The sequence below is a fragment of the Serratia sp. PL7 genome, from assembly GCF_945957435.1.
Genome location: NZ_CAMFLB010000020.1, coordinates 85,055 through 97,276, shown reverse-complemented (window position 1 = coordinate 97,276; position 12,222 = coordinate 85,055). Strand labels below are relative to the sequence as shown.

The 12,222-nt window shown below is 55.5% G+C and carries 11 protein-coding genes; 9 read left to right on the top strand and 2 right to left on the bottom strand.

Annotated features, from left to right (window positions below):
• The first annotated feature begins 228 nt into the window (after window positions 1-228).
• The 6 genes from rfaD to N6G83_RS41480 are packed head-to-tail and all read left to right on the top strand — an operon-like array spanning window position 229 to window position 6,607.
• A complete protein-coding gene (rfaD, locus tag N6G83_RS41505) occupies window positions 229-1,161 on the top strand; it encodes an ADP-glyceromanno-heptose 6-epimerase (RefSeq protein WP_021807264.1) in 933 nt (310 codons plus the stop codon).
• 24 nt (window positions 1,162-1,185) lie between these two features.
• A complete protein-coding gene (gene rfaF / locus N6G83_RS41500; RefSeq protein ID WP_024482909.1) occupies window positions 1,186-2,232 on the top strand; it encodes an ADP-heptose--LPS heptosyltransferase RfaF in 1,047 nt (348 codons plus the stop codon).
• 2 nt (window positions 2,233-2,234) lie between these two features.
• Window positions 2,235-3,200: a lipopolysaccharide heptosyltransferase RfaC gene (gene rfaC / locus N6G83_RS41495; protein WP_211135746.1), complete on the top strand. Its 966-nt coding sequence runs from the start codon at window positions 2,235-2,237 to the stop codon at window positions 3,198-3,200.
• The gene (locus tag N6G83_RS41490; protein ID WP_074029853.1) at window positions 3,197-4,360 is read left to right on the top strand and encodes a glycosyltransferase; all 1,164 of its coding nucleotides are present in this window, start codon (window positions 3,197-3,199) and stop codon (window positions 4,358-4,360) included. The genes rfaC and N6G83_RS41490 overlap by 4 nt, the downstream gene beginning before the upstream one ends.
• 28 nt (window positions 4,361-4,388) lie before the next feature.
• On the top strand, window positions 4,389-5,621 hold the full coding sequence (locus tag N6G83_RS41485) for an O-antigen ligase (RefSeq protein ID WP_211135745.1): 1,233 nt from the start codon (window positions 4,389-4,391) through the stop codon (window positions 5,619-5,621).
• A complete protein-coding gene (locus N6G83_RS41480; protein WP_074029849.1) occupies window positions 5,618-6,607 on the top strand; it encodes a glycosyltransferase in 990 nt (329 codons plus the stop codon). Before N6G83_RS41485 ends, N6G83_RS41480 begins: the two co-directional genes overlap by 4 nt.
• A 16-nt stretch (window positions 6,608-6,623) precedes the next feature.
• Here N6G83_RS41480 and N6G83_RS41475 read toward each other — a convergent pair whose 3' ends face one another.
• Both N6G83_RS41475 and N6G83_RS41470 read right to left on the bottom strand, forming a co-directional pair.
• Window positions 6,624-7,718 (bottom strand): glycosyltransferase family 9 protein, encoded by a 1,095-nt coding sequence (locus N6G83_RS41475; protein ID WP_074029840.1) that lies wholly within the window; start codon window positions 7,716-7,718, stop codon window positions 6,624-6,626.
• A 1-nt stretch (window position 7,719) separates the two neighbouring features.
• On the bottom strand, window positions 7,720-8,676 hold the full coding sequence (locus N6G83_RS41470) for a polysaccharide deacetylase family protein (RefSeq protein WP_211135744.1): 957 nt from the start codon (window positions 8,674-8,676) through the stop codon (window positions 7,720-7,722).
• 216 nt (window positions 8,677-8,892) lie between these two features.
• On the opposite strand from N6G83_RS41470, the gene rfaQ reads away from it, so the two are divergent.
• Genes rfaQ through N6G83_RS41455 form a run of 3 tightly spaced genes read left to right on the top strand, consistent with a single transcriptional unit; the run spans window position 8,893 to window position 12,197 of the window.
• The gene (gene rfaQ, locus N6G83_RS41465) at window positions 8,893-9,972 is read left to right on the top strand and encodes a putative lipopolysaccharide heptosyltransferase III (RefSeq protein WP_024527877.1); all 1,080 of its coding nucleotides are present in this window, start codon (window positions 8,893-8,895) and stop codon (window positions 9,970-9,972) included.
• Window positions 9,969-11,096, top strand: coding sequence for a glycosyltransferase family 4 protein (locus N6G83_RS41460; protein WP_161711613.1), 1,128 nt, complete (start codon window positions 9,969-9,971; stop codon window positions 11,094-11,096). The genes rfaQ and N6G83_RS41460 overlap by 4 nt, the downstream gene beginning before the upstream one ends.
• Window positions 11,097-11,099: 3 nt before the next feature.
• Window positions 11,100-12,197 carry a glycosyltransferase gene (locus tag N6G83_RS41455; protein WP_211135743.1) on the top strand — a complete coding sequence of 366 codons (1,098 nt, stop codon included), beginning with the start codon at window positions 11,100-11,102 and terminating at the stop codon, window positions 12,195-12,197.
• Window positions 12,198-12,222 lie beyond the last annotated feature (25 nt).

Here is a 12,222-nt window from a genome sequence, read left to right as displayed (position 1 = left end):
AGGATAGGGGCATTTTCGGCATATTTTACTGCTTTGCCAGCAAACTGACGACATACCGCCGCAGAGAATCTGAAAATTGCAGCAGATATCACGGCAAACCGGCGCATCGTGTAACGGCACGGGATATTAAGAGCCGTACCGATGTTCCCAATGGCATGAAATGCTATTATAGGCAGCATATAGGGTGGGGCATTGTGCGCCACCGGGAAGAATACAGGGGTAAACCCAATGATTATCGTCACTGGCGGCGCTGGCATGATTGGCAGCAACATCATCAAGGCACTGAATGAAAACGGATATCGCGATATCCTGGTGGTGGATAACCTGAAAGATGGCACCAAATTCGTTAACCTTGTCGACCTTGATATCGCTGACTATGTCGATAAAGAAGACTTTATCGCCAGCATCATGGCCGGTGACGATCTGGGTGACATCGACGCCATTTTCCACGAGGGTGCCTGCTCCTCCACCACCGAGTGGGATGGCAAATACATGATGGATAACAACTATCAGTATTCCAAAGACATCCTGCATTACTGCCTGGATCGTCAGATCCCGTTCCTGTATGCCTCTTCTGCCGCCACCTACGGCGGCCGCACCGATAACTTTATCGAAGAGCGTCAGTTTGAGCAGCCGCTGAACGTTTACGGTTACTCCAAATTCCTGTTCGACCAATACGTGCGCGAGATCCTGCCAGAAGCGGATTCGCAGGTGTGTGGCTTCCGTTACTTCAACGTTTACGGCCCGCGTGAAGGCCATAAAGGCAGCATGGCCAGCGTAGCATTCCACCTGAACAACCAGATCAACCGTGGCGAAAATCCAAAACTGTTCGCCGGCAGCGAAAACTTCAAGCGCGATTTCATCTACGTCGGCGACGTGGCGGCGGTCAACCTGTGGTTCTGGAAAAACGGCGTATCCGGCATCTTCAACTGCGGTACCGGCCGTGCGGAAACCTTCCAGGCGGTGGCCGATGCGGTAGTGGAATACCATCAGTCCGGTGCCGTGGAATACATTGAGTTCCCGGAAAAGCTGAAAGGCCGCTACCAGGCTTACACCCAGGCCGATCAAACCAAGCTGCGCGCTGCCGGTTATGACGCACCGTTCAAAACCGTAGCCGAAGGCGTGAAAGAATACATGGCCTGGTTGAATCGTCCCGCTTAAGCGCTGAAGGAAGTTACTCACGGTATGAAAATACTGGTCATTGGCCCTTCGTGGGTTGGCGATATGATGATGTCGCAAAGTCTCTACCGCACCCTGAAGGCCGAGTACCCGTCGGCAGAAATCGATGTGATGGCACCTGCCTGGTGCCGTCCTCTGCTGGCGCGAATGCCCGAAGTCAACCAAGCGTTGGCAATGCCGCTGGGCCATGGTGCCCTGGCATTGGGCGAACGCCGCCGTCTTGGCCATGCGCTACGCGCCAATGGCTATGACCGTGCCTATGTGCTGCCCAACTCATTCAAGTCTGCCCTGGTGCCCTTCTTTGCCAACGTGCCACAGCGTACCGGCTGGCGCGGCGAGATGCGCTACGGCCTGCTCAACGATCTCCGCGTACTGGATAAAGCGGCATTCCCGTTGATGGTGCAGCGCTACGTCGCGCTGGCCTACGACAAGCAGCGGATACAGCGCGCTGAAGATCTGCCGCAGCCGATACTCTGGCCACAGTTGCAGGTCAGTGACGAAGAGATTGCCGAAACCACTTCGGCGTTTAATCTCACCGACCACCGGCCCATTATCGGTTTTTGCCCAGGTGCCGAATTCGGCCCAGCCAAACGCTGGCCGCATTACCATTACGCCACACTGGCACAGATGCTGATCGATGCAGGCTATCAAATCGCCCTGTTTGGTTCGGCCAAAGACCACGAAGCCGGTGAGCAGATCCGTGCCGCCTTGGCGGAAAAGTCTCGCGATTTCTGCTTCAACCTGGCCGGAGAAACCCAGCTCGAACAGGCAGTGATCCTGTTGGCCTCTTGCCGGGCCGTAGTCAGTAACGATTCCGGCTTGATGCACGTTGCAGCGGCGTTGAACAAACCGCTGATAGCCTTGTACGGCCCGAGCAGCCCGGACTTCACCCCACCGCTGTCTCATCAGGCCAAGGTGATCCGTCTGATCAGTGGCTATCACAAGGTGCGCAAAGGCGATGCCGACCAGGGTTATCACCAGAGCCTGATCGACATCCAGCCACAGCAGGTGTTAGACGCGCTGACGCCGTTACTAGCCGCCAGCGAGGAATAATCATGCAGGTGCTGATCGTAAAGACCTCTTCGATGGGGGATGTACTCCATACGCTGCCGGCCTTGACCGACGCGATGCAGGCCATCCCCGGTATCCGCTTCGATTGGGTGGTGGAAGAGGGGTTTAGCCAGATCCCTACCTGGCATCCGGCGGTGGATCGCGTGATCCCGGTAGCCATTCGCCGCTGGCGTAAAAACTGGTTCGGCAGTGAAGCGCGCCAGCAGCGCTGCGATTTCAAGCGCCAGGTCCAGGAACGCAACTATGACATCGTGATCGATGCACAGGGCCTGATCAAGAGCGCGGCGTTGGTGACGCGCATCGCGCACGGCAGCAAACACGGTCTGGACTGCAAAAGCGTCCGTGAGCCTTTTGCCAGTTGGTTCTATAATCATCGCCATGAGGTCGACAAGCAGCAGCATGCGGTGGAACGCATTCGCGAGCTGTTCGCCAAGAGCCTGGGGTATGCAAAGCCGCAGAGCACGGGTGATTACGCCATTGCCGCTCGGTTTCTCAGCTCCCCTCCTACCGAGGCCGGGCAATATCTGGTGTTCCTGCACGCCACTACGCGGGATGAAAAACACTGGCCGGAGGCAAACTGGCGCGAACTGATCGCACTGATCGCTCCGAGCGGAATAAACATCAAGCTACCTTGGGGGGCTGAGCACGAACGCCAACGCGCTTTACGGCTGGCAGAAGGGTTTGAACACGTTGAAGTGTTGCCCAAGCTCAGTCTGCAACAGGTTGCCGAAGTGCTGGCTGGGGCCAAAGCCGTGGTGTCGGTAGATACCGGGCTCAGCCACCTGACCGCCGCGCTGGATCGCCCGAATATCACCCTGTTCGGCCCGACCGATCCGGGGCTGATTGGCGGTTACGGGCAGAATCAGCACTCACTGATTTCGCCGGAAAAAAGCATGGCCACCCTCACCGCCGACGCCGTTTGGACAGAACTGCAAAAGGTTATTGAATGAAAAAGCTGCATATTATCAATTTAGGCAAGATGGGCGGGGTTGAGCGCCTGTTCCTGCAGTATATCAATGATACCCACGACGGCAGTAACCAGGTGATTTGCGTCAGCGGTGAAGTTGGCGAAGAGATCCGCCAACAGATGCCGAACCAGCAGGTCACCTTCGCCAATCGGCTGTTCAATTCATTCCCTTTGCGTTGCCCACAGTTTCTGCGCAAATACCTGCTGCAAAGAAAAATCGAGCGGGCAAACGCCGACGTAATTATCGTGTGGGATCTGATCCCAGGACTGGCAGCCAAGCCCAAGCGTGGCAAACTGGTTTATTACGATCATGGCTGCTCTTGGCGCTACGCCAAAAACCACAAGACGTTGCGCTTCTTCGCCATGCTGGACGGCGTGATTTCCGCCTCCCATGCCTCAAAACGGGTGATGGAGCTACGTTTTCATCTGCCTTGCCCGAACCCGGTGGTGATCAACCGTATCAAAACGCCTACCGGGATCAGTGAGACGCCAAAATCATTGGCACAGCCGATCAGGATTGGGACCGCCTCGCGCCTGGTGAGCCTGAAAGGCATCAGCGTTTCTTTGCTGATGATGCAGGAGCTGCTGCGCCGTGGGCACGACGTTTATCTGGAAATTGCGGGCAAAGGCCCGGATCGGGCAGCGTTTGAAGCCCTGGCAGCCAAACTGCAGCTCGGTGATCGAGTCGTCTTCAGCGGCTTTCAGGATAACGTGGCAGATTTCTTCAACCGTACACAAATCTATATCAGCACGCCGATCACCGAACCCTTCGGCTTATCCTGCATGGAGTCGCTCTATTTTGGCGTACCGGTGATCTTCCCCATGGTAGACGGCCAGCCGGAAGCGGTGAAAGATGGCTACTGCGGCATTGGCTTGACGCCGACGGTGTCCATTGAAGAGCACCAGCGGTTAACCGGCATCAAGGTCGATTTCCCGCACGAGGTTTACGATCCCCTCTCCGACAGCCTGGTCACACCGAAGCTGTTGTCGCATATCGATTGCGCGGATGCGGTAGAGAAACTGCTGGTGGCGGAAACCTATAACCAGATGAGCCAGAATGCCCGGCACTACCCCGCTCAACATTTCAGCTATGCTCTGTTCAAAACAGAATTCGACGACACGCTGCAATCCTTTATTGCCTAACCGTAATGTGAGCCGGAAACCTTACTCCATGTTTAAAGAAACAGCCCCACACGCCATTTTCAGTTACCTGATCTATCTGGGATGCGCTATTGCCTTTTGTACCATTCCTTTCGGCTTCGACACGGGGCGTAACCTGTTTTATGTCTCCAGCTATATCTCCTTTATTGCCGTTTGCCTGCACTTAAGGTATTTCCTGAAAAACAAAAGAAACCTGATCCTGCCGCTGCTGTTTTTCTGCGTGGGCATGGGGACGATTTTCTGGATGAACCATTTCAAACAGCCCGGCGAATACATCAATATTTATCGCTCGTATATGTCGACCGGCAAACTGCAGATTGCTACAGCGTTTATTTTGCTGATCGCGCTGAATGAGCGCCTTTGCATGCAGCGCGCCTTTATTGTCGTGGCGCTGGCTTGCGGCTTGGCCGTCAATGGCTATGCGCTTTATCAGGGCCTGCGCTTAGATATCTCGCGCGTGGAGCTTAACTTCGACCGGGCCACCGTTGTTGCCTACCTGATGACCGCCATCAGCCTGGTCATGATGAAGGCAATACTGATGCTGCGGACCAAATATCGCATCCCGCTGTACGTGGTTGGCTTCTTGCTCACCTTCTCCACCCTGATCCTCACCGGAACGCGGGCGGCCATACTGGTGTACCCCGTTGCCATCTGCCTGTCGCTGTTGGCAACCAAAGATCTGGTGACCCGCAAGCATAAGATCCAGCTAGTCGCCTCGGTACCTGTATTGCTATTAGTCTGCGGCTTCGCCTTTAAGTCACAGATCGAACAGCGCGTTGCCGATTTCAAAACCAATCTGCAAATGATCGACCAGCCCGAAGTGGATAACTCGATTATTTCCCGCCTGACAATGCAGGTCATCGCAATACGCACTGGCTCGCTTGCACCATTGGGGCAATCTGCCGAACAGCGTGGGGAAGAGATCCGCGCCATCGTTGCGCAGGAGCCGCGGCTGTACGGGGTAACGCCTTACATCAACGTGCATCTGCATAACGAACTGCTGGAAACCTATTCGCTTAAAGGCCTCTGGGGAAGTTTATTGTTACTGGCACTCTACATCGGCCTATTCATCTCCTCATTTAAGCCGTATCGCAATGCGCTGCTGCTGGGGGTGACCTTCAGCCTGTTTGTCTACGGGCTTAGCGACGTTATTTTCTTCAGCACCGAAGGCACGGCAGTCTTCTGCCTGGCCATCATCGCCAGCGTGCTGTCGGTGAAAAAGCGTCAGGAACCGTCGGTATGAGTTCGTCACCGCTGCTGCTCAGCTTTATTGTGCCGATTTACAACAATGAAGACTTTGTCATCGCCAGTCTGAGCTCGTTATACGATCAGATCGCCGATGATATTGAAGTGGTGATTATCGATGACGGCTCAAGCGATGCGTCTGCGGCCCTTGTGAGCCAATTCCTGGCAGCAAGGCAGCACCCGCATAGCAAATTCATTACTCAGGCAAACGGCGGCGTTGCTCACGCCCGTAACGTCGGTTTGCAACACGTCAGCGGACGCTACGTCGCATTCCTGGACGGCGATGACCTACTGAGCAGCGACTATCTGGCGCTCCTGCGCCCACTGTTACTCACGGGCAGAGATGACCTGATTGATTTCAACTATCAGAAATTCTCTGGCAGCCCGCCAGCAGTGCCCACCAATAGCGAGATACGCTACCGCATCTACGATTTCGAACAGCAGGGTCTGGCCAGTCTGAAGCCGCTGTTTGCCCACTCAATGTGGCACGTCTGGAGCCGGATTTACCGGCGTACGCTGCTGGCTGGGGAAACGTTCGAAAACGGCCGCCGCTATGAAGACGTTATCTTCACGCCGTTCCAATATTTCAAAACTCGCCAAATCGCTCATCTCGACCACCCGCTCTACTTCTATCGGGATAATGACCGGGGGATCACCCGCAATATCCGGGCGAAAGATAGTGAAGATATGCTGTTTGCCATGCAGAAGATGCTGCGCTTCGTGGACGCTCATCGCGGTGATGAACCACTGCGGCAACTGGCCGCCCTGATGCTCGCCAACGCTTTCTCAGAGTTAAAAGCCATGTCGAAGGCGGTTTACGGCTATTATCGCTACCCGCCGGAAACCCTGGCGATCCTGCACCAAACGGCGGCCCTGTGTAGCAACAGCGATGTACCGCACAAGAAAGTCCGCCAGATGCGTTTCGCACGCGTGGATAGCTGCCTGTCTAAAATCCGTCGATGGCTGAAGAAACGCACCGGGTGACCGATGCGTTTTTTTCTCAAGGGTTCAGCGGCACGTGGGCCACGATTTCATCAAAAACTCGCTGCGGTTGTATAACACCCACCGGGCCATCCGCTTCCAATGGCATGGTGTAGCCCGTGCGTGACTGATGAATGATACGGTGCAACGGGTGATCCTGGATAGGCCCGGTTGAGCGCGGATCGGCGGTGACAAACAGGCTGATGGTTTTGGTTTTCAAGGCCACCGCCAGATGGAGCGGCCCGGTATCGCCGGTCACCAGCACATCGAGGCTGCTAATCAGCGTCAGCGCCCCTTGCAGCCCGGTTTTGCCGATCTGGTTATCAACGCAGGCCTGGGTATTGGCATTGATCAGCCGCTGGAACTGTTGAGCTTTTCCTTCTTCCATCGGCGCGCCGATCAGCACGAAGCGCATGTTGTCATAGCGAGCAACCAGCATATCCGCCAGCTTGGCAAAGTGCCCCACCGGCCAGCAACGTGATTCTGTTGATGCACCTAGCTGGAAGCCAATGGTGCAGAAATCAGGGTTTTTAATGCCTGGCGTATAAGGGGCCGGTATTTCCATGGTCGGATCGTCGCTGCGGCAGCCCAGAATAGAAACCAGTTCCAGCTTACGGCGGATAAAGTGGCCGTAATAATGGAATACGTAGTTGGTCAGCCAAGGCTCAAGCCCGCAGATCCCCGAACTGTAGTTATCCCGGATGACATATTTAGCCCCGGCCATAATGGCGCTGATAATGTCATAGGGCAGATGTGAATGCATGATCAGCGCCAAATCAGGCTGATGCTCACGCAACGATTTCAACAGAGGCCCCAGGGTCTTTATTTTGCTGTTCCAGTAAACTACGCGATCGTAATAGCGGCCGTTTTCTACCAGTTCCCTATTCTTTTGATGCACCACCAGCGTGATATGCGCCGCCGGGTAGCGTTCGCGCATTGCTCTTAACACCGGGGTGTTGAACATGAAATCCCCCAGTGCCGTCGTGGAATAAATTACGATATTCTCGAACTGGAGACGGCTGTCGAAAGTCGCTGGCGGCTGGAAACGGCCATGCTTTGCCGTATAGCGCCGCAAGAACCAGTCAGCGGCCTTGATTTTCCATTTTTTTGACATGTTAATTCACTTTCAGTTGATAGTATTCAGCCAAGGTCATGCCAACCGTGCGCTGTTGCAACCAGGCAAACAGCAGCTCCAAATCGCGATATAACGCGTCAATATCCTGCTCGGTCTTGAACGTTGGGCTACCTCCCGGCATAAACTCGGAAGAGTGCAGCATAAATTCGACGTAATCGTGTCCCTGTGCCAGAGAGCGCTCGACCACCAGCTTCATCTTGTCCAAATTGTTACCGGAGGGACGTAGCCAATGTACCGACGGCGAACGCTTTTTACCCCGCAGGCTGTCATAGCCCTGCTTCACCGCATTCATCAGCGCCGAATGTTTATACTGAATGCTCATTGGCACTTCCAACAGCGTGGAATCACCGGGTTTGGCGATATTGGCCGGATCGATAAAATAGGCCTGCGCGGGGAAATGGCGATAGTCGGTCCCGCCGTTGCCCTGCGGATTGCCGGGCGAATACTGCCAGTTCACTCGCGGGGTGACGGAACAATCGACCTGATAGCCATATTCCAGCAGCAATGAGGCATAAAACTCATTAAACGCCCAGCGCCCGGCACGGTGGCTGAGCATCTTGGTCTGGAAGGTATCTTCCAGCAGCTTGGTCATATGATCGACCTTGGCGCGAATTTGGTCGGCCGGGTATTCGATCAGATAGGGTTTGTGCCGCCAGTCATCATCAGTGAGCGGCGTCAACGGTGGGCTGTTCCAGGCGTGCAGGTGCATGCCCACTTCGCCGGTGCCGCGTGCTATCACGTCGCGGGCAAACTCAACGTACTGGGTATCCACCGCCATTTCATAGTTGGTCAGATAAACCGGCTTGCAGGCGTATTTTTCGCACAGCGCCTGAAAGCGCGGCAAAAAACGCGTGTTCTCGGTCGAAATGCGGTCGTGGTTTTGCCACAGATTATCGCCTTCGGTATCAATCGTGATAAGAAACGCCGGTTTAGTCATACATTGGGAACCTGATAGTCACAGATTGACATTATGTTACGCAGCCCGATCCCTCAGGGCAAACGACTTTATTGCCTCGTTTGGACAACATTGAGCCGTAATTGTCACCCTACGCCACTATTTTTTTTCTGCGCAGGCAAGAAAACCGAGCAACAGTAGCCACATGCAATCGGGTCATTTAGAATCAAAGATTGGTTTCCCTGAAAGCGACTGACTATGAACGACGCGCCAGCCCCTGTTTCTGCCACGCCCATACAGCGTATTCTGATCGTCAAGCTGCGCCATCATGGCGATATGCTGCTGACCACTCCGGTCATCAATACGCTGCGGCAGAACTATCCCGATGCTCAGATCGACATCCTGCTGTACAAAGAAACGCAGGAGATGTTGGCGAGCAACCCGGCGCTATCGCAAATCTTTGTCATCGATCGCCAGTGGAAAAAACAGGGCACCAAGGCACACTTGGGCCATGAACTGCATCTGATCCGTCAATTGCAGGCACAACGCTACGATCTGGTGGTCAACCTGGCCGATCAGTGGCGCAGCGCGTTGATTACTCGCCTCACCGGTGCACGCATTCGTCTGGGGTTCGATTTCCCCAAGCGCCGTGGTTTTCTGTGGCGCTACTGCCACACTCAGTTGGTGCCGGTAGCCGGGCACGAGCATCTGCACACCGTTGAACAAAACCTCTCTCTGCTGCAACCTCTGGGTTTACCTGAGCAAAATCAGCAGGTCACCATGAGCTACAGCCCACAAGATTGGCAGGCCAGCCACCAGCTTTTGCAACAAAATGGCGTCACCGGTAGCTATATCGTGGTACAACCCACTTCGCGCTGGTTCTTTAAATGCTGGAGCGAAGAAAAAATGGCGGCCACCATCAGCGCATTGCAGGCCGAAGGGCACCAGTTGGTGATCACCTCGGGGCCGGATGCCAAAGAGCAGGACATGGTGGCGCAAATACTGAAACAGTGCCCGCAGCAAGGGGTGGTTTCTCTGGCCGGGCAGTTGACCCTGCGTCAGCTGGCAGCGTTGATCGACCATGCCAAACTGTTTATCGGGGTAGACTCTGTCCCCATGCATATGGCGGCCGCATTACAGACGCCCTGCGTGGCGCTGTTCGGGCCATCCAAGCTGGTATTCTGGCGCCCCTGGCAAGTTATCGGCCAGGTCATTTGGGCCGGAGACTACGGCAGCCTGCCGGACCCGGATGCCATCAATACCGGCACCGATGAGCGCTACCTGGACCTTATTCCTACAGACGTGGTGATTGCAGCCGCGCGGAGCACGCTTGCATGAAAGCATTTCGCCTGGCGATTGTCCGCCAAAAATACCGCCCGGACGGCGGGGCAGAACGTTTCGTTTCCCGTGCCCTGGAGGCGCTGGAACAACAAGATCTAGATCTGAACGTCATCACCCGCGAGTGGCAGGGGGACGTCAACCCGAACTGGCACATCCACCTGTGTAACCCGATGAAGTTCGGGCGCATCAGCCGCGAACGTGGTTTTGCCGAAGCGGCTCGGGCCCTGTGGCAGAAAGAGAGCTTCGATCTGGTACAAAGCCATGAACGCATCCCCGGTTGTGATATCTATCGCGCCGGTGACGGTGTCCATCGCCGCTGGCTGCTGCAACGGGCACGCCTGTTGCCGGAGTGGCGGCGCAAATGGCTGTTCTCCAACCGCTATCACCGCTATGTGATGTGTGCCGAACGCGCCATGTATGCCGCGCCAGAGCTGAAAGCGGTGATCTGCAACGCCGAGATGATCAAACGGGAAATCATCGCCGATTTCGGCGTGCCTGCCGATAAGATCACGGTGATCTACAATGCCATCGACAATCAGAAATTTTTACCGGCGAATGAGCAACAGCGGCAGCAGTTGCGGGCGCAGTATCAACTCCCGCAACAGGCACATTGCCTGATCTTTGTCGGTTCAGGCTTTGAACGTAAAGGATTGGCTGCCGCAATTCGCGCCGTAGCTGCCACCGACAGCTACCTATTGGTGGTGGGCAAGGATAAAGCTGAAAAGCGTTACCGTTCACTGGCACAAAAGCTGGGTTGTGATGACCGGGTGCGCTTCATGGGCGTGCAGAAACAGACGTTGCCGTTCTATCAGGCCGCCGACGCTCTGTTGCTGCCAACGTTGTACGATCCCTTCCCCAATGTGATTTTGGAAGCCATGTCATGCGGGCTTCCGGTGATCACCAGCACCACCTGCGGTGGCGCTGAGTTCATCACTCCTGGGCAAAACGGCTTTGTCTGTGATGCATTGGACGTCAGTGCCCTCACCGAGGCTATCGTTGCACTGCCACGGCAAGCCCTGGGATCGAGCATGGGAGAGGCGGCGCGGCTGCGTATCATGTCTGCCACGCCAGCACACCTCTCAGAACAGCTCATCTCATTGTATAACCGACTGCTGGACTAACTTATGCGTATTCTGATGATTATCGACGGTCTGCCGGGCGGCGGAGCCGAAAAGGTGGTACTGACGCTGTGCCAGGGCATGCAGCAGTTGGGGCATGATGTCAGCCTGATCTCATTACGGGACGTCTGCAACTACCCGATCCCCACCGGCATTGATTATCAGGTGCTCAGCGACAACTGTCGATCGCCTTGGCGTAAACTGACCGAGCTGGCACGCCGCGCCGCGATGTTGGATCGCGCGGTTGCCGCCAACGAGCAGCAGCACGGCCTCTACGACCTGGTGTTCTCCAACCTGCATAAGACCGATCGTATCGTCAGCCATAGCAAAGTGCTGGACCGCACCCGGCTGTGGTTCTGCATTCACGGTATTCTGTCCACCTCCTACCTCGGTCACCGTACCGGCCTCGATCGCTGGCTGAAACGCCGCAAGGTCGCGGGCGTCTACCAGCGGCAGAATATCGTTGCCGTCTCGCAGGCGGTGGGCAACGATCTCCAGCAAAATCTGGGGATTTCTCCTAACCAGCTGGCGGTGATCAACAACCCGTTCGATATCGCCGCCATCGAACAGCAGGCGGCAGAGCCTTGTGAACTGGCAGGCAAAGACTATCTGGTGCACGTGGGCCGTTTTCATCCACATAAACGCCACGACCGCTTGCTGAAAGCCTACGCACTGTCTGGTATCCAGGCACCTTTGGCACTGGTGGGTGCCGGCAATGAAGCGCAAATCAACGAGACCAAACGCCTTGCCACAGAGTTAGACATTAGCGATCGTGTGCTGTTCCTCGGTTTTCAGGCCAATCCCTATCCCCTGATCAAACACGCCGCGATGCTGGTGCTCAGTTCAGACAGCGAAGGGTTCGGTAACGTGCTGGTTGAAGCCTTGCTGTGCGACACGCCGGTCGTCAGCACCCGTTGCCCTGGCGGGCCTGAGGAAATTCTGGAAAAGGCGGGGTTGACCCGTGCATTGGCGGAATTAAATGAAGCCTCACTGGCGGAGAAAATGGCAGAGATTTATGCCCAGCCGCCGGTCATTAATCACCAGCAACTGCTGAGTTATGGCCTTGAGCCTATTTGCCAACAGTATCTGGCGTTAAAGAAATAAGTCCAGGCAGGTTTACCCTGCCTGG